Origin of the sequence: Wolbachia endosymbiont of Armadillidium vulgare str. wVulC, from assembly GCF_001027565.1 — a bacterium.
Classification (GTDB): domain Bacteria; phylum Pseudomonadota; class Alphaproteobacteria; order Rickettsiales; family Anaplasmataceae; genus Wolbachia.
In genome coordinates, this window is sequence record NZ_ALWU01000003.1 from 1 (window position 1) to 18,989 (window position 18,989).

Consider the following 18,989-nt stretch of genomic DNA (forward strand, 5'->3'; position numbering starts at 1 on the left):
GTGCAAGNTTATTTCAAAAAAGTATAATTGCAGGTTATTTTGCAAAGAATGTACTAATGCAATGATACTGAAAAGATATCTTGGGAGTGTTAAATAAACTGTGTCAAACCACATTTTTAGCTCAACTGAATTTTCAATCTGTTAGGAAAGAAAATATCAAGCTGAGAAATAGTTAATGCCCAATTAGGCAAAGCCATGACCCATTTTTGCTCTACTTTTTTTATAGCACAATATACCTGTTTGTACAAGGCGTTTGTGTTGGTAAATGAGCCTTTGGTCTTAGTAAATTTTCTGATCTGCCTATGCAGCCCCTCAATAGGATTAGTAGTATAAATTAACTTTCTAACTGGACCTGAATACTTGAAATAACTGGACAAATTTTCCCAATTATTCTGCCAAGATTTTACAACTAACGGATACTTTTCGCCCCATTTTTCTTCCAGCTCAAGCAAATAATTTTCAGCAATTTCTTTACTTGTAGCACGATATATTTTTTTCAAATCATTCATAAAAACTTTCACATCTTTGCTAGATACATATTTCAATGAATTTCTTATCTGATGCACTATACATAGCTGTACTTCTGCATTAGGAAACACATTATTTATTGCTGTAGGAAAGCTTTTTAGTCCATCTACACAAGCTATCAGAATGTCCTCTATACCTCTCTCTTTTAGGTCATTTAATACACCCAACCAGAAGTTAGCTCCTTCGCTTTCAGCTAAATAAAAGCCCAGTACTTCTTTTTTACCATTTTGGTCTATGCCCAATATATTGTACATACATTTACTTACACAATGCCCATCCTCCTTGACCTTAAAAAACATGCCATCCATGAACACTATCGGGTATACAGATTGCAGTGGGCGACTGCGCCATTCATTGATTATCGGTAGCAATTTGTCGGTAATACTTGATATTTCTGCTGCAGATATTTTGTGATCATAAATTTCCTCAACATGTGACGCTATATCTCCATACCACTGGCAAATGTGCTTAAGACCTTTGCTTCAAGTTCGGGATGTAGGCTTGTTTGTCTTTTTCTAACTACTTGAGGTTCAAAGCTTCCCTCCCTATCTCTTGGTGTTAACAATTCAAATGAGCCTGCACTTGTACGTAAAGTTTTTCCCATTTCTTCGATTATTTTCTTCGCTTTCACCAGACAAGTGGTGTTCTATTTCACCTTCCAGACTTGCCTCAAGCAGCTTTTTTATAAACGGTGTCATCTCTTCCTGTTAGCGGTCTTCCTTCTCGTATAGACGACAGGTTTCTAATTCTTTATAATCTACCAATCCGGTAGTTTTATTTACTTGACTCATGTCAAACCTCCGTTTTTTTATATCAATTATATTTTTATTTCTTGGTTTGACACAGTTTATTTAACACTCCCGATATCTTGAATTTAAAACACATGTTTTCTAGCTCTTTTCTGGTAGTTGAGTGAACGAATATCAGATATCTTATGACGATCAACTCTTCTCCCTTTTCTTACCACTAAAGTGTTCATCAAAAATAACTGTGATAGTCGATCCATAATGCAGTCTATGTCTGACTCTGTAGAAAAAATATCAAAGGCTAAGTTTTTAATCGCATTAAATGAGACAGATTTATTGATGCTTTTTTTTAGTTTACTATTCTGTGCGCTCAATGTCTCTTCATCATCTTCTATCATGATACTTTCTAGATTACTGATGAAGATAGTTGACCAAAAATCCTGCTTGATAGTTTCAATACTTTTTCCTGTGAAATTCTCTAAATTTAATCTTCCCTTCAGCCTAGAAAAAAATGTTTCTACTCCCCAGCGCAAGTAATATAATCTCTCAAACTCTTCGACTGTAAAACTTTGCTCATCTAACAGAGATGTTACTAACACTTCAACTTCTCCAGAAGAAAGTATTATTTTGACTAACCTGAATTTCATCTCATCAGGTAATCCTAGCTTTCGTAGCTGTCTTGCTACTTTAATAGGTGCTACCACCATACTAGATGGGCTTTCCGGCTTAAACATAGCGTTTATTTCATTGAAAGACGAACTTGGACAGCGAATTATATAATTGATTTTCCTTCCTGTAAGCTCAGCAAGAAATCGATAAGATACGTATCCTCTATCACAGATTAACAAATCGTCTGATTTTATGGATTCAAGCATACCGATCGCTAAATCAACCTCATAGCTGTCACCTCTACTTAGCACAGATTTTATTGCAATATTATTTAGCACATCGTAGCAAACTTCAAAGGTTGCACTTGTATAGTCTTCAAATCTCTGGATTCCATTCCATACTGCTCTTGAGCCAAACTCGCCTATTATTTTGTCGCTCTTTGGCAGAATCAGTATTGAAGCATCAAATGCAAGTACTCTGAAGCCATGGTGGGTTTTAAATTCCTGATCTTGGTAGTATAGGGAAACTATATCATCATTTAACTCTGAAAACGCAGTATGCTTTAGCTTCTTTCTTGCTTGAGTAAATGCACTTGCCGTAATTGTGTAATCTTTTCTTGTATGCAGAACAAACTCATTAAGCATTACTTGTAATGACTTTACACTCTTTCTAAAAATCAGGAGAAATACATTAATGAAGGGCAGCTTTCTTTTTCGTGAGAAGTCTTTTGAGGATGCTCTGTGTGCGTTTATAAAGTTTAAACTCATCAATTTATTTTTTATAAACATGATTATTCTTTTTTTTACTCATGTCATTACTTCTTTTAATTTGTGGATCTTACCTGATTTTACAATACAGTCCATCACTTTCCCTTAACTTAATGGCAGTGAAACCAGCATCAGCTAAAACTTGATAACATCGACTCTTTAAAAATCCTAAAGTCATGTCGTTTACCGTTAGCAAAGGAAGTACATACAATTTTCCTGTTAAAAACATTTGCTCCCTTTCCAACCTCAGCTTGCCAAAAGAGCATTTTGCTATTTTTCGGTATTGACTTAGCACTCACACTACAGAAAACTATAGAATACAAAATAGCTGTAATTAGAAGAAAAATTTTCACTTATATAATTTTACTATAATGGTAAGTAACCTAACAGACAAGATCCCGTTTGTAAAGATGCACGGTACTGGTAATAGTTTTGTTATCATAGACTCACGTTCAGCAAATAATTTAGACTGGAATTATAGACAAATTGCTGATCAAAGCAGTTGTGATCAAGTAATAATTATAACAATGTCTAATGCTGTAGACTGCTTTATGCATATCTATAATGCTGATGGCAGTCGAGCTGAAATGTGCGGAAACGCAGCACGTTGTGTTGGATATTTGATAATGTCAGAAAAAGGTACTGAATATATCACTATTGAGCTGGTAAACAATCGTATCTTAGAATGTTTTAAAATGAGTGATAAATCAATAAAGGTCAATATGGGTAAACCACTGCTTAAATGGCATGAAATTCCTCTTTCTTGTGAATGCGATCCCCTTTATCTACCTATAGAGCTTGAAATGCTGAAAGAGCCAGTTGCAGTAAATATTGGTAACCCTCATATAGTTTTTTTTGTTGATAACATAAGCGAAATACCATTGCGAAATTTAGGACCAAAGCTAGAAAATCACGAATTATTTCCTCAGAAAACAAATGTTAGTATTGCACAAATAGAAAAATCTGGAGAAATAAACTTAAGAATTTGGGAAAGAGGAACAGGTATTACTGCTTCATGTGGTAGCGCAGCTTGTGCAGCATTTGTTGCATCTGTACTTCGTAAGTGTTTGGCTACCAAACAAACTTCAGTAAATTTACCAGGAGGTCAGTTACTGATTGAGTGGTCAGGAAATGTATTGATGACTGGCGATGTAGGGTTTATGACCTAGGCGGTATCTGTTCAGATGCGTGGCAAATATTGAAATCAATGCTCCCTTTCTTGTCACCCCAGTGCTTGACACTGGGATGGTTTTGTTGCATAGCACTTCATGTGGTGGTGGTTTACGACAAATTCATGTAACTATTTCAAATTTAGCCATGCCAATATCAGTAAATTTATTGAGTAAGTAACATTTTATTAGCAACTCTTTTTCTCGATTTACTTCAGATTTATTCCTAAACAAATACTTGCTTGAGAAAAATCCTTCTATGTAAGATCTTTTTCCATAAATTGCTTCCTTTTTCCACTCTTTCACACCTTCTTTACCACATAATCTAATGGCGGCATTTCTCTCAGCCATATAATCCAATTTTGTATGTTCTGCTGCACAATTTTTCGGTAGAACTTTTGTCTTTATATCATATACAATTTATAAAGCTTGCGCCTATCATAGGCTCTGTCTGCATATAATGCTTTTTAGCATGCTGAAATCAAGTCAGCAAGTACCGTAATGGTTGACCATTGCTATATTTTGCAGCAATAGCTTTTTTACTATTTATATTCAACATTACATCTTACCTGTTTATAACTGCGATACTTTCCTATTTTCCTTACTGTAGCCAGGGGTGTTATTATAAATTTGTGCTGTCTATGGCAATTGCAATATCTTCCATATTGTTTTTATCAACTCTGCAATCATCGATCTTAATATTGAGTTTTTTAAACCTTCTTGAAGCCTGCGAATAGCTATTTCCTACTTGCTGCAAATATCCTTTTATAAACCCCACCGTTTGCCAATTCTAAAGAGACTAGCGACTATATGCACTAAAATCACAACTTTATCACTATAAATATAATTGCCACCTCGCATTTTGGGGCTATTTTCGTACCAATTTTCCATTAATAAAATGAAAAATATTTCCTCTTTCTTGGAGAAATTTGTTATATTCATAGCAGTTGCTGAACTTCATTTTAGTTGGCATATTTTTCTTTCGTAGGTTAAATGCTTGTTTTATAGTGAATTTTGTCAGTAACTGCCAGTTCTTTTTATTGAGCTATGCAACAAAGCCCACTGGCATCCAGATTGCAAGTAATGCATTGGGTTTGGTGAGTATGGGTTTTGCGTTATAGAATGAAGCACTTTTGGTAAATAAAACTGGATCCCAGTGGGCTTTGTTGCATCGCTTATCGGATAGTGGGTAAAGCATAATAAATTCATGAAACTACCTCAAACTTAGCCATGCCAATATCAGTAAATTTATTGAGTAAGTAACATTTTATTAGCAACTCTTTTTCTCGATTTACTTCAGATCTATTTCTAAACAAATATTTGCTTGAGAAAAATCCTTCAATATATGACCTTTTCCCATAAATTGCTTCCTTTTTCCACTCTTTCACACCTTCTTTACCACATAATCTAATGGCAGCATTCCTTTCAGCCATATAGTCCAATTTTGTATGCTCCGCTGCACGATTTTTCGGTAAAATTTTTGTCTTTATATCATATACAATTTATAAAGCTTGCGCCTATCATAGGCTCTGTCTGCATATAATGCTTTTTAGCATGCTGAAATCAAGTCAGCAAGTACCGTAATGGTTGACCATTGCTATATTGTGCAGCTATAGCTTTTTTACTATTTATACTCAATATTACATCTTACCTGTTTATAACTGCGATACTTTCCTATTTTCCTTACTGTAGCCAGGGGTGTTATTATAAATTTGTGCTGTCTATGGCAATTGCAATATCTTCCATATTGTTTTTATCAACTCTGCAATCATTGATCTTAATATTGAGCTTTTTAAACCTTCTTGAAGCCTGCGAATAGCTAATGACTGCTAAGCCCTTTCCTACTTGCTGCAAATATCCTTTTATAAACCCTACCGTTTGTCTTAAGCCAATTCTAAAGAGACTAGCGACTATATGCACTAAAATCACAACTTTATTACTATAAATATAATTTCCACCTCGCATTTTGGGGCTATTTTCGTACCAATTTTCCATTAATAAAATGAAAAATATTTCCTCTTTCTTGCAGAAATCTGTTATATTCATGGCAGTTACTGATCTTCATTTTAGTTGGCATATTTTTCTTTCGTAGGTTAAATGCCTGTTTTATAGTGAATTTCGTCAGTAACTGCCAGTTCTTTTCTCTTGAGTGATGCAACAAAGCCCACTGGAATCCAGAAGACTGACCAGGTAATAAGAACTGGTCAAGCACTGGAATGACATCTCTATAGGACTCCCAACTAATCCAAATATTAAGAAATTTACTAAATAAAAAAAGACAAAAGAATCCCCGAGTAGCGAGTTTTGACCCTATAATAATTTAAATTGGCATTGTAATAATGTGCTAACGCTTATTTTAAGCGCGTTTTGGCTGAATGTAGAAAAAATAAAAAAGACATGCAGCCGCTATAATTTTATGTAATTTGCCAATAAATATCTGAGTTTTTTTACTGAATTTTGTCGTTGAGCCCAAAAACAAGGATAAATACTCTCATTGGTATGATAAGGGAAAGTGGGAGGTTTTGTCAAGTAACTTTTGTCGTTGCTATAGCTACTTGAGTTTCTGTAATCATAATGTTTTTGCAATGTATGCATGGAATTTTATTTACTCTACAATATGTTGGTTTATAGTAGTACTAATACAGAAATAAATGGAGGAAACATTGAAAAACAATATAAAAAAATTGAAAGGAAATTTTTTAGAACAAGCAATTAGAGTAAATCATGCTGGCGAATATGGAGCCATTTGCATTTATTCTGGTCAAAAATTTATTCTTAAAAAATCTTCCATAATTGACAAAATAATTGAAATGGAGGAGCAGGAAAAAAAACATTTCCACTATTTTAATGAGAAAATCAAGGAGCAAAGAGTTCGTCCTACTGTTTTGTTGCCAGTTTGGCGTGTTTTAGGGGTGTCACTTGGTGTTGTAACTGCCATGATGGGTAAAAAAGCTGCTATGGCTTGCACTGCTGCAGTTGAAGAAGTGATCGGAGAGCACTATAAGGAGCAAGTCTTACATTTAGAAGATGGGGAACTAAGAGAAACTATAAGTAAATTTCGCGATGAAGAGTTAGAACACAGAGATATTGCAATTCAGCACAATGCTGAAAGCGCACTTGGCTACAACGTTTTATCTTCATTCATAAAAACAAGCTGCAAAGCTGCTATTTACTTCTCTAAGTTGATTTAATCAATCACTATTTTGACAATCACATTTGCCTTTAGTTCTTCTGTTAATTACTTTCTCATATCCTCTGCTCTAATTTCACGCGTATGAATATTTATAATTAATTTCTTGTCCTGAAAAATATATTAATTTAATCCCTTACCTGAGTGTTCTTGTTGCTGCGAACATGTTTGCATAAGACTAGTAGATGGAACATCCTTAATAGTCTGGGGTAACCCTATAGGAGTATTCTCAAAACTCTTGCCTATAACTTCTGAAACACTTTTCCCTTCTATAAGACAATTCCCTACAATGCTTGATTTATTTTCTAACTTGCTAAACCTTATTTTGCTTTCCTCATCAATTTCTACTACCATTTTGTTGCCATCCTTCCGTAGATAAATACTAATCTCTCCTAGTTTAGTAGTAAAAAATATTTCAATACCACCTTTCAAGATATCTGTGTAATTTCTTTTTCCGTCTTTTGTGATTTCAACTCTTACTATACTTTCCTCAATTTGAAATATGCCAATTTCTAAATCTTTAGCTTTTTCATTATTAAAAATTCTTGCAGTTTCAATAATACTACCTTGTGGATATCGAATGTAAAAATATTTATTATCTACTTCTAGGTCATATTCATCAATTTGCTTATTATCTTTTTTTACAATACCTTCATATGCTATACTCTCTAGAATTTTTCTCCTACTCTTACATTGCTCGTTCAAATTATTTAAATAATCAGAGTCATAATATCCGCCCTCAATATCGCTATAAAAAGACAACCCTTTTTCTACTCCGCCTTTTAACACTAAATTATGAGTGATATTTTGTATGATATTTTTCGTAGTTGAATTATGTGGATTTGTGTGAAAGCGATTAATCAATTCTTCCATTTTTTCAAATATTAAATTTGTTACAGTTTTATCATCCTTACCGTAATACGAGTTTAATCTTATTCCTTGGTTTAAATAATCCTCTGTTATGCGTTTAATGTACCTTAAAACGCTTTCTTGCTCATTGTGTTCTGTTACACCTCTTATCATCTCATCACAAAATTTTTTAATTAGATTTTGTTCATCTATAGTTAATGGTATTTGCAATTTCGTAAAAGATGAGTCTCGCTCAAAAAGATGATTTATTGACCATCTCTCTGCTATTTCAATAGAGTCAAGACTTTTGAGATATTCTATAACATCTTTATTTTTTTCGTACCTTTTCTTGGTTAAATACATGTGCCTATTCTTACGACTTATGATCGGTAATTCTGGATTTGGTGAGCTATTCAGTCGATTCTTGAAGAAGTTATAAGAGAGCTGTTCAAGCTTTAAAAGATGATTACTTTCATCTCGTTTGTTTACCTGATTAACCATATTGTATACCACTACTCACTAAAGCTTTTTAGTAATTATCTCAATACATAGGTAAGTCAATAAAAAATATCTTTTTTTCTTCGGTACTTAAAAATTGTCAAAAATCTCAAAAGGAGAATAGTTTACTAGAATTGATCTAAAAAAATCAATTGGTGAAGGGGTTCTGCTCTCAATTTTTTTGCTGTAAATTTCTGTAGAATTCTACAAGATCAACCTCACATTCACTCTGTTTTTATATCGGAGCTAAAAATATCAGCCAGTGAAGTCCTATACACTAAGTACTAGCAACTATCACAAATAGATTTGTTATGTTAAGTAATACCAGTTACCCATACTTTGTTTGATTAATTGCGTATAACCTACTTTCTGATATATATCAAAGTTATCATAGAAAGCTTCAGCTTTGAAAGGGATTAACAAATAAAATTCTTGTATTTTGCCTCTGCTAAAGTACAATCAGGCTTTATTTAATATTTTTTATGCTCAATGAAGTACATGAGGAGTGTGGGGTATTTGGCATAAGTTGCAGCCAAAGTGCTGCTTTTAATTCTATACTCGCTCTACACGCTTTACAGCATAGGGGTCAAGAGTCTTTTGGCATAGCAACTAGTAACAACGGTAAGCTACTCTCTTATCATTTTCAAGGTCAGGTGAGCAGCGTACTTGATGATATAGATGAAATAAAGAAATCCTTACCTGGAGATTGCGCAATAGGTCACGTTCGATATTCAACAAGTGGTAGTAAGTCTGGAATACAGCCCATGCTTGGTAAAAGTGACAGATTTGGCAGTTTTGCTATAGCACATAATGGTAATTTAATTAATATTTCTCCTATACGCGAACAATTAATTAAACAAAAGTGCATTTTTCAGTCAGATATTGACACAGAAGTACTAGTGCATCTGATAGCAAAAAGTGAGAAAGATAGCTTCTTGAAGAGTTTTATATATGCATTAAAGCAAATACAAGGTGCTTATTCTTTTGTAGCAATCAATCAAGAAGTAATTATTGGAGTACGAGATTCAGCAGGAATCAGACCTCTTGTTTTAGGAAAGTTAGATGGTTCTTATGTTCTTGCATCTGAAACTTGTGCTTTTGATATAGTAAATGCGAAGTTTGTTAGAGAAGTAGAGCCAGGTGAGTTAGTCACCATTGATCGAAATGGTAATTTAGCTTCAGCGTTTCCTTTTTCACAGCAAAAATCAAGTTTTTGTATTTTTGAATATGTTTATTTTTCAAGACCTGATAGCATAATGGAAAGCAGGTCTATATACGATGCAAGAAAAGGGATAGGAAAAACACTTGCAGAAGAGAGTCCACCAAAAAACAATGTGGATATGATTGTACCTATACCTGATTCTGGAATACCTGCAGCTATTGGATATGCAAAGCATTCAAGGTTACCCATGGAACTGGGAATAATTCGTAATCACTACATAGGAAGAACGTTTATACAGCCAACCGCTGAAATACGCAAGGTTAGAATAAAATTAAAATTCAATGCTAATAAGCATACTTTAAAAGGTAAAAACATAATTTTAATAGACGATAGTATAGTGCGTGGTAGTACGCTCAGAAGTATAATAGTTATGTTAAAAGATGCGGGAGTAAAAGAAATTCACTTAAAGATTTCAAGTCCACCAATTAAGCATTCTTGTTTTTATGGAATAGATACACCAGATTGCAAAGATTTAATTGCCGCAACTCAATCTATAGAAGAAATAAAGAAAAGTATAGGAGTAGATAGCTTAGCCTTCTTGAGTATTGATGGACTATATAGGGCTGTTAAAGCAGAAAGGCGTAACAATGCTACACCACAATATTGTGATGCTTGTTTCACCGGTGACTACCCAATTGGTAAGTAATCTATTATTAATGAAGGTGAGGTTTTTTCTATATTATACTAACAGTTTTGAAAATAGACTTTTTGCATAACCGTATAATTTTTACCTGGGCGCCATTTATGTAAAAACTCCTTTACAAACTCCACCATTCCCCTTACCATAACACTGAAGGTATTTTATTACCTTCAATCTGTGCAGATTAAACGACAAAAGCATAACACAGTTGGCGTCTTATCTTTAATTTTTTGCACTATGCGCACCTTATGTCTTCACAATATTTCTAGGTTTTTATCTATATAAGCATCAGACAAACAAAATCTGTCAAATCAAGAAGAAATACCAAAATTTAAGTTTAGCAATTTTCGGGTATAGTTGTGCAGGGAGCGTCTCTGCAGTTATAACCGATTTTTCCAGTGGTGCCTTAAGTGCCCGTATATAACATGGTTTTGGAAGGAACGGTCAGGAGAGTAGACCAGGAGAACTTCCCTCTTGGCCCCTCGCAGAACCCTACGCGAGACTCACGCCTCATAAGGCTCCACTGCCATTAAGTTAAGGGAAAGTGATGGACTGTATTGTAAAATCAGGTAAGATCCACAAATTAAAAGAAGTAATGACATGAGTAAAAAAAAGAATAATCATGTTTATAAAAAATAAATTGATGAGTTTAAACTTTATAAACGCACACAGAGCATCCTCAAAAGACTTCTCACGAAAAAGAAAGCTGCCCTTCATTAATGTATTTCTCCTGATTTTTAGAAAGAGTGTAAAGTCATTACAAGTAATGCTTAATGAGTTTGTTCTGCATACAAGAAAAGATTACACAATTACGGCAAGTGCATTTACTCAAGCAAGAAAGAAGCTAAAGCATACTGCGTTTTCAGAGTTAAATGATGATATAGTTTCCCTATACTACCAAGATCAGGAATTTAAAACCCACCATGGCTTCAGAGTACTTGCATTTGATGCTTCAATACTGATTCTGCCAAAGAGCGACAAAATAATAGGCGAGTTTGGCTCAAGAGCAGTATGGAATGGAATCCAGAGATTTGAAGACTATACAAGTGCAACCTTTGAAGTTTGCTACGATGTGCTAAATAATATTGCAATAAAATCTGTGCTAAGTAGAGGTGACAGCTATGAGGTTGATTTAGCGATCGGTATGCTTGAATCCATAAAATCAGACGATTTGTTAATCTGTGATAGAGGATACGTATCTTATCGATTTCTTGCTGAGCTTACAGGAAGGAAAATCAATTATATAATTCGCTGTCCAAGTTCGTCTTTCAATGAAATAAACGCTATGTTTAAGCCGGAAAGCCCATCTAGTATGGTGGTAGCACCTATTAAAGTAGCAAGACAGCTACGAAAGCTAGGATTACCTGATGAGATGAAATTCAGGTTAGTCAAAATAATACTTTCTTCTGGAGAAGTTGAAGTGTTAGTAACATCTCTGTTAGATGAGCAAAGTTTTACAGTCGAAGAGTTTGAGAGATTATATTACTTGCGCTGGGGAGTAGAAACATTTTTTTCTAGGCTGAAGGGAAGATTAAATTTAGAGAATTTCACAGGAAAAAGTATTGAAACTATCAAGCAGGATTTTTGGTCAACTATCTTCATCAGTAATCTAGAAAGTATCATGATAGAAGATGATGAAGAGACATTGAGCGCACAGAATAGTAAACTAAAAAAAAGCATCAATAAATCTGTCTCATTTAATGCGATTAAAAACTTAGCCTTTGATATTTTTTCTACAGAGTCAGACATAGACTGCATTATGGATCGACTATCACAGTTATTTTTGATGAACACTTTAGTGGTAAGAAAAGGGAGAAGAGTTGATCGTCATAAGATATCTGATATTCGTTCACTCAACTACCAGAAAAGAGCTAGAAAACATGTGTTTTAAATTCAAGATATCTTTTCAGTATCATTGCATTAGTACATTCTTTGCAAAATAACCTGCAATTATTACTTTTTTAAATAACTTGCACTTTTCAGACTCCCTTTTCTTAAAAATTCACCCTAGTATTTACCATAATTATCAATCGCTTCAAATTTTTTGTCCAATCTTAACTTCTCTTTCCCTTAACTTAATGGCAGTGTAGTCAACTCCAGCGCGATATGTTCTATTTTTTCATGCATTACTCACTACCAATTCTGCTACCAACTGTTGCTACACTACTTGCACTGGCAAGTGTGGTTTATTTAGTACAGAGGTACTATGAGCAAAGTTTTGTGAAGGAAATGCAAGACTTTATAAAAGGACCAAAGCGTGCAGAGAAAGCAGCTAATACTGAAGATGAAAAGGAATTAGAATCAAAAATAGAACCAAAAATAAGTAATTTAATAGATTTTTCTGATCATCATGAAATAAGGAACCCTTCAGCACCACCATATGAAAATGAGCAATTGGAGGATCCTTCAGGAAAATTGTTAGCACAAAGCAATGGAAGTATTGATCCTATTCTGCATGGAGGAATCAGTTGTGTGTGAAGCCATATTTAAAATTTTCAATGTTGCTTTCCTGGGTGGCTTTATTGCATAGCTAGTGCTGGTTTAATGAAGGAAAAAAGCTTTAAAATGTATGGTACTAACACATTTTGCTGTAAGATAGGCATCTTTCAAACAAGTATAACTTATGCCACAAAAAATGAGAGTAAGTAACCAAAGAGAATATTGTAAGTTAAAAATATGTTATAAAACGAACAAGAGGGAAAGATAACCCTACTCACTATAGGAATAGAACTATCACGGGCATGTGCGACCGAAGGAAAATTGGTATTACAACCGTCGTTATCAAGGTACACTAGCCCATCTCTCGATACGTTTGAATAATTGTGTGGTATGCACCCATTTACAATCTTAAATTAATAAAACTACCGAGGTTATCATGATTACATCTTATCAAAATTTTATTGGCATTGACATCGGAAAATTCAAAAATGTTGTTGCAGTTCACAAGCAGAAGAATGCTGTCGAATTTGACAATAATACTTCTGGTTGGCAACAATTATGTCAAAAGTTCTCAGATATCTTACCTAATTCTTTAGTGACTTTAGAAAACACAGGAAAATTGGTTTGTCGAATTTTCTTATTGACAAGAATATCACAGTACATCGAGCTAATACCCGCAAAGTAAAAAGTTTTATTTTATCTCACGGAACTTTAGCAAAATCCGATAAATCAGATGCGATGGCTCTTGCTCAATATGCGCCATAGAACTCTCTCTCTATTTGCACCTACGTCAAAAGAACAATCAACTCTAGCTGCACTTTGTCAACGTCGTTACGCAAATGAGAACTCAGGAAAAATGTAGACTGGAAGCACCTGAAAACGACCATATAAGGGAAAGTTGTCAAAAAACTATTGAATTCTTTAATAGCCAAATAGATGAAATACTATACGAAAAATCATTGATGAAAGCCGTGAGTTACAACAACGTCAAAAAATCCTTAAAACAGTTCCTGAAAAGTTATCACAAGATTTTCTGTATTTAATACCAGAGCTTGGTTACTTAAACAGAAGAGAAGTAGCAAGTCTTGCCGGAGTAGCACCTCATCCTAAGGAAAGTGGTAAAGCTGTTGGTTACCGAAGGTGGTAGAAGTAATAAAGCTCTTTATATCAGCCATGGCTGCAGCAAAATCGAAATCTGTACTTGGTGGCTTTTATTCTAAACTTATTGAAGATCGTAAGCTCTAATGCGTAAAATTATAGTAATTGCTAATGCAAGACTTAAAGAAGCAATTAATTTACACAGCAGTAACTGACAATGAATATTGTGAATAACACACAAACTTAAAGTACTTATTCATTAGCTTAAGCAGGCAATAGCTGTTTGACATAAAATTCTATTCCTATGACGAATGGGTTTTTATTACCTGCATGATTGGGCAAAGTTGCAAAATTATGTCAATAAAAAAATTTATAAAAAACGTAGTTGATACCACAATATATTTTATAAATTATATACCTTCTAAAAGATGACTATTACCGACATCTTCAGTCTTTGCATCACTAAACTTACTTGCCACTTTATCAACAGCCCAGATTAGTGGTGTAACAACGAGCGCAGCAGCCCAGATGACAGCACTAACAGCATAACTCAAAACTGTGTTAACAAAGTTAGCTAATAGACGACTATGGCCCCATGCCTTATTTGACAACATGCACGAATAATCTATCAACGATTTTGTATTGTTCTTAAGATTAAAATTATCTGTTGCTTTCGCTAACCCTTTTGTCGGCCAATATGATAGATACGCCAATGCTAGATACAAAGGTTGTAGAACTACATTAGCTAATGTAAAAGCAATATTATAAGTTACAGAAGAAATTAGTAAATTACCAAAAGCTACATTCTTCACTGGTCCAACAACACTGTTGATGAGGTGAACGGATTTATAGAAACTATTTTTTGGAACTTCGTTACCTACAACGCTTTTGGTAGGGGTAATTCCCAATTTAGCATATCCCTTAAAATTGCTATATAAACTTGACATATTACTCCTCTAAAAATAAAAATATAATTACCTCATTAGTATAACTTATTTTAGAATAACTGCAATACTAAATTATGTGTTGCGCAAAAGCACATATTACCATACCATCGGAAATAAAGAGGTCAGCATGAGTTTTACTTTACCTGAGTTGCCATATGATAAAGCAGCTTTAGAGCCTTATATATCTGCAAATACATTGAATTTTCATTATGACAAGCACCATAAGGGGTATTTAAATAAGCTTAACGAGCTGGTTAAAAATACTGACCATCAACATATGGGAATTGAGGAATTAGTAACGAAAGTTCATAGCCATAGTGACAAAGTTCCTATATTTAACAACGCAGCACAAGTTTGGAATCACACTTTTTATTGGAATTCAATGAAGAAGGACGGTGGTGGTAAGCCTAAAGATGATGGTTTTCTGGCAAAAAAAATTCAAGATGATATCGGTGGTTTTGATAAATTTTGTGAAGAATTTTCAAATTGTGGAATAGGCCAATTTGGTAGTGGATGGGTATGGTTAGTGCTTGAAAAAGGAAAGCTCAAAATTACTAAAACTCCAAATGCGGATTTGCCGCTAATTTATGATCAGGTACCACTGCTTACTATGGATGTGTGGGAGCATGCATACTATTTAGATTGTCAAAATCGCAGAATTGACTACATAAAAGTTTTTCTTGATCATTTGATCAATTGGGATTTTGCAGAAGAGAATTTAACAAAGAATATATAAGATGAACGTTCCACAGGTAACAAAACTAGATAACGGTCTGCGCGTAATAACTGAGCGGGTGCATGACGTTGATTCCGTAGCTTTAAATATACGGGTTGGTGTTGGCAGTAGAGCTGAAAGTGCAAAGCAAAATGGAATATCTCATTTCTTAGAGCACATGGCTTTCAAAGGAACGAAAACGAGAACTGCATTTGAAATTGCGAAAGCTTTTGACGACATAGGTGGAGCTTTTAATGCCTGCACCGGTAGGGAAAGCACCAGTTACTATGCGAAGGTTCTCAAAAAGGATATCAAAACTGGGATAGATATATTAATAGATATATTAATAAATTCTATATTTCCAGAAGATGAATTGGAACGTGAAAAGGGTGTTGTAATACAAGAGATTTTTCAAACCAATGATTCACCGAGTGATATCATTTTCGATAAATATTTTGAAGCAGCTTATAAAGATCAACCATTTGGTAGGTCAATCTTGGGTACGCAAGATACTGTCAAATCTTTTACTCGAGCGAATCTAGATAACTACATAAATCAGCATTACTTTGGTGAAAATATTATATTTGCTGTTGCAGGAAATGTTGAGCATGAGGAAGTTGTTCAATTAATCAGAGACTTTCTCTCAAAGATTCATTCAAAAGAGCTGAAAAAAAGCCAGAATGCAAGTTATACCGGTGGCGAATATCTAGAGCATCGTAAATTAGATCAAGTACATTTATTAATTGGGCTACCTAGCGTTTCTCGTGATGATAATAAATATCATACATTTAAAGTGCTTGATTCTATACTAGGAAGTGGCATGTCATCACGCCTGTTTCAGGAAGTAAGAGAAAAGCAGGGGCTTGCTTACTCCATTTACTCATTCAACTCTAGCTATGCTGATACGGGAATGCTTTCCATTTTTGCTGGTACAGATAGTAGTAATCTAGATAAGCTTTTAAAATCCATAACGACAGAACTAAAGAAATTGTCCACGGATGATCTGAAGGAAGAAGAAGTAAATAGAGTAAAAGAACGAGTAAAATCCCAAATTTTAATGTCACGCGAAAGTGTTAGCTCACGTGCTGAAACGTTAGGATACTACTACGGTCACTATAATAAATACATCAGTAAAAATGAATTAATAGAAAAAATTAGTGCAGTTACCACTGCTAACGTAAAAAAAGCAGCAAAAGAATTGTTATCTCAGCATGAAAAAACCACTCTAGCTGCAATTGGAGAAATTAAATCATTGCCAAGTTACGATAAAGTGGTTTCTATGCTTAGAGACTAGGTGTATAACTAATAATGTAAAGGATATTTGTTCAGATGCATGACTAATGTGCAAATATATGAAACCAGTGCTTCTTTTCTTGTAATTCAACTAGTCTCTTTGGTGTCATTCCAGCGCGTGACACTGGAATTCAGATTAGGCACTAACATGGAGGCGCTCTACAATGTTTTTTGTACAAAAGAACTGGGTGCCAGTGTCAAGAGCACTGGCCATTTGCCCCTACATTTTTGTCTATCTTATTTTGCCACCCTGCTGCTCAAAGCTTAGTGTACTTTAATTATGTTGCTTATGCTTACTAAAAAGTTCAATGAATGGTTGCAGAATACTTTCTATAAAAAGTTTGCTTTCTGGTTCATCGCGCATACTACTAATCACTTTATTGAAAGTTTTCTCGCTGTCTCATAAAAATAAATAGCTTTCTACTGATTGCACAACAGATAAGGCAGTCAAAATTCCTCCTATCATTAGACAAGAAGCTATAACAGGTACAGTACCCACTGCAATTCCAGTTGCGATTAATGATAAACCGACTAAGAGTGTAACGGCTGAGACGCAAAACGCTATTTGATGTTTTTCTTTATTTCTCCTAAGAAACTCCTTGAACTAACTCATCTTTTTTTACCAGGATATAGCCAAATTCAGAAGCTTTTTTACTCAGATTTTTCATAACCCTGTTTTGATAAAGTTTTTCGTAAGAATCAATTCCTTTTTCGACATACTCTTGTCCATACTTTAGCATATTATAAAAGATACATGCTAATTTCCTTGCCATAGCAGTGATCGCTTTTGGAGCTCCCAGTCGTTTTTTCCACTTTCTGCATTGTGAACCAAGAGCAGTATTACTTTTTGATACACATTGTGCAGCAAGCCGTAAGGCATTTGCAGCACGATTTACGACTTTACAAGTTTTCGTGCTAAACACTTTCTCTCCAGTGATTTTATTACCAGGACTCAGCCCCAACCAAGACGAAAATGTTGGCCATTTGTTATGGTTGATACCAGTCTCTGAGATTATGGTCTGTATACTTAGTACACTGAATCCTGGAACTCTAGTAAAATCTATCCCGATAACCCGGTATAATTCTTCATGCAAATTAAAGTTTGGATCATTTTTTTGCTTGCCTTGTGCTTTACTTGTTGATTTGCTCTCATCAGATTTTGTTTCAAATGTTTTATAGTAGCTTTCAACGCTTCTATCACATTCCTTTATTTGTTCCTGGAAAAAAGTATATGCTTCATATTCTTGCTTAAGTGTAAACAAGTGTTCCTCTCTGTAGTCACCGGTTAATGCCTTTACAATAGTAGATTTATCATTTCTTATTCGTCCATCCCTTAATTCAGCTAATTTTTCAGGATCTCTTTCACCTTCAATTATCGCTTCAATAATCCTAATACCTGTTACACCATTAATATCACTAATTGCCTTATGTAACTGAATGTTCATCTGAATTAATGCCTTTTGCATGCGTTGAGTGTGTGTACTTGCGCTTCTGATTAGATTATTACGTTGTCTGACGTAGCCACGCAGTACGCAAATTTGATCATCTGGTCTAAATGATCCTTGGAGCAGTCCATAGCTATGTAACTGTTGCAACCACTGGCAATCTTGAACATCAGATTTTCTACCAGGTACATTTTTAATATGCCGCGCGTTTACTAATTTTACTTCAAATCCATATGATTCAAGTATTTGAAATAAAGGAATCCAATATACTCCCGTTGATTCCATAGCTACCGTTTTAATTTCACACTTCTTCAACCATTTTGCTAAGTTATGCAGATCCACTGTAAAACAACCAAACTTTTGGATATGTTGCTCATCTCTTCCTTCTGGAACACATACATAATGTACAGATATCTATTCCTGCCGCATTAGGGTTCATTACTTCCAACTTATTTTTTACTTTTGCCATTTTATATCTTTAGTATATAATTTATCATTGAAGAAGCGCTTCAGCTTGAGACGGTAAAATTAAGGCACTCTCCTAAACGAGGTAGTCTGAATAGACTCCATCAATGGTTTAACCGTCACCTTCAAAACCATGCTAACCAACGGGCACTGTGGCACCATTGGGATATCGGTCATAACTGCAGAAGTGCTTCCTACGCAATTATACCAACAAATTACTAAAAACTTAAATTAGGGAGTTTCTTTTTGGTTTGACAGGTTTTGCCTGTTCGATGCTTACCATAAATGCCTCATAAAAACCACGTTTTTAGTGTACCCGTATATATAATGTACTGTCGAGTTTTTAAAGAAGATTAAAAAATGCAACGC

General features: G+C 34.5%; 13 protein-coding genes and 5 pseudogenes. 8 read left to right on the forward strand and 10 right to left on the reverse strand.

Annotated features, from left to right (window positions below; translation table 11 throughout):
• Positions 1 to 116: 116 nt before the first annotated feature.
• From wVul_RS03045 to wVul_RS09435, 3 genes and pseudogenes are all read right to left on the reverse strand, one after another.
• A pseudogene (locus wVul_RS03045) lies at positions 117 to 1,319 on the reverse strand (IS256 family transposase).
• A gap of 83 nt (positions 1,320 to 1,402) precedes the next feature.
• Positions 1,403 to 2,671, reverse strand: coding sequence for an IS4-like element ISWpi18 family transposase (locus wVul_RS08545; protein WP_076611312.1), 1,269 nt, complete (start codon positions 2,669 to 2,671; stop codon positions 1,403 to 1,405).
• Positions 2,672 to 2,720: 49 nt separating this feature from the next.
• A complete protein-coding gene (locus tag wVul_RS09435; RefSeq protein ID WP_047759137.1) occupies positions 2,721 to 2,945 on the reverse strand; it encodes a hypothetical protein in 225 nt (74 codons plus the stop codon).
• 76 nt (positions 2,946 to 3,021) lie between these two features.
• Here wVul_RS09435 and dapF point away from each other — a divergent pair, with 76 nt between their 5' ends.
• On the forward strand, positions 3,022 to 3,819 hold the full coding sequence (gene dapF, locus wVul_RS03065; protein WP_047759138.1) for a diaminopimelate epimerase: 798 nt from the start codon (positions 3,022 to 3,024) through the stop codon (positions 3,817 to 3,819).
• A 123-nt stretch (positions 3,820 to 3,942) separates the two neighbouring features.
• Here dapF and wVul_RS10455 read toward each other — a convergent pair.
• The 3 genes and pseudogenes from wVul_RS10455 to wVul_RS10460 all read right to left on the reverse strand — a co-directional run bounded on the left by wVul_RS10455 (position 3,943) and on the right by wVul_RS10460 (position 5,896).
• Positions 3,943 to 4,792 (reverse strand): annotated as a pseudogene (locus wVul_RS10455) (transposase).
• A 44-nt stretch (positions 4,793 to 4,836) separates the two neighbouring features.
• Positions 4,837 to 5,028 (reverse strand): hypothetical protein, encoded by a 192-nt coding sequence (locus wVul_RS03080; protein WP_047759140.1) that lies wholly within the window; start codon positions 5,026 to 5,028, stop codon positions 4,837 to 4,839.
• Positions 5,025 to 5,896, reverse strand: a pseudogene (locus wVul_RS10460) (transposase). Before wVul_RS10460 ends, wVul_RS03080 begins: the two are co-directional and overlap by 4 nt.
• A gap of 574 nt (positions 5,897 to 6,470) precedes the next feature.
• On the opposite strand from wVul_RS10460, the gene wVul_RS03095 reads away from it, so the two are divergent.
• Positions 6,471 to 7,010 (forward strand): demethoxyubiquinone hydroxylase family protein, encoded by a 540-nt coding sequence (locus wVul_RS03095; RefSeq protein WP_047759141.1) that lies wholly within the window; start codon positions 6,471 to 6,473, stop codon positions 7,008 to 7,010.
• Positions 7,011 to 7,132: 122 nt separating this feature from the next.
• On the opposite strand, the gene wVul_RS03100 is transcribed toward wVul_RS03095, so the two are convergent.
• On the reverse strand, positions 7,133 to 8,359 hold the full coding sequence (locus wVul_RS03100; RefSeq protein ID WP_047759142.1) for a hypothetical protein: 1,227 nt from the start codon (positions 8,357 to 8,359) through the stop codon (positions 7,133 to 7,135).
• 479 nt (positions 8,360 to 8,838) lie between these two features.
• On the opposite strand from wVul_RS03100, the gene purF reads away from it, so the two are divergent.
• The 4 genes and pseudogenes from purF (at position 8,839) to wVul_RS03125 (ending at position 13,970) form a co-directional block, all read left to right on the forward strand.
• Positions 8,839 to 10,224, forward strand: coding sequence for an amidophosphoribosyltransferase (gene purF / locus wVul_RS03105; RefSeq protein ID WP_047759143.1), 1,386 nt, complete (start codon positions 8,839 to 8,841; stop codon positions 10,222 to 10,224).
• A 616-nt stretch (positions 10,225 to 10,840) separates the two neighbouring features.
• A complete protein-coding gene (locus wVul_RS08560; protein ID WP_076611312.1) occupies positions 10,841 to 12,109 on the forward strand; it encodes an IS4-like element ISWpi18 family transposase in 1,269 nt (422 codons plus the stop codon).
• Positions 12,110 to 12,339: 230 nt separating this feature from the next.
• Positions 12,340 to 12,696: a hypothetical protein gene (locus wVul_RS03120; protein ID WP_047759144.1), complete on the forward strand. Its 357-nt coding sequence runs from the start codon at positions 12,340 to 12,342 to the stop codon at positions 12,694 to 12,696.
• 397 nt (positions 12,697 to 13,093) lie between these two features.
• Positions 13,094 to 13,970, forward strand: a pseudogene (locus wVul_RS03125) (IS110 family transposase).
• A gap of 195 nt (positions 13,971 to 14,165) precedes the next feature.
• On the opposite strand, the gene wVul_RS03130 reads toward wVul_RS03125, so the two are convergent.
• Positions 14,166 to 14,702, reverse strand: a complete 537-nt coding sequence (locus tag wVul_RS03130; protein ID WP_047759145.1) for a hypothetical protein — start codon at positions 14,700 to 14,702, stop codon at positions 14,166 to 14,168.
• A gap of 127 nt (positions 14,703 to 14,829) precedes the next feature.
• Between wVul_RS03130 and wVul_RS03135 the strand changes: the two genes are divergently transcribed.
• Positions 14,830 to 15,438: a superoxide dismutase gene (locus tag wVul_RS03135; RefSeq protein ID WP_047759146.1), complete on the forward strand. Its 609-nt coding sequence runs from the start codon at positions 14,830 to 14,832 to the stop codon at positions 15,436 to 15,438.
• 1 nt (position 15,439) lies between these two features.
• Positions 15,440 to 16,711 (forward strand): M16 family metallopeptidase, encoded by a 1,272-nt coding sequence (locus tag wVul_RS03140; RefSeq protein ID WP_047759147.1) that lies wholly within the window; start codon positions 15,440 to 15,442, stop codon positions 16,709 to 16,711.
• Positions 16,712 to 17,110: 399 nt separating this feature from the next.
• Here the strand turns inward: wVul_RS03140 and wVul_RS10465 are convergent, their stop codons facing one another.
• Together wVul_RS10465 and wVul_RS03145 are read right to left on the reverse strand one after the other, a co-directional pair.
• Entirely contained in the window at positions 17,111 to 17,275 is a 165-nt protein-coding gene (locus wVul_RS10465; protein ID WP_458694595.1) for a WD_0736 family protein, read from the reverse strand.
• Between the two features lie 22 nt (positions 17,276 to 17,297).
• A pseudogene (locus wVul_RS03145) lies at positions 17,298 to 18,624 on the reverse strand (IS110 family RNA-guided transposase).
• Between the last annotated feature and the right edge of the window lie 365 nt (positions 18,625 to 18,989).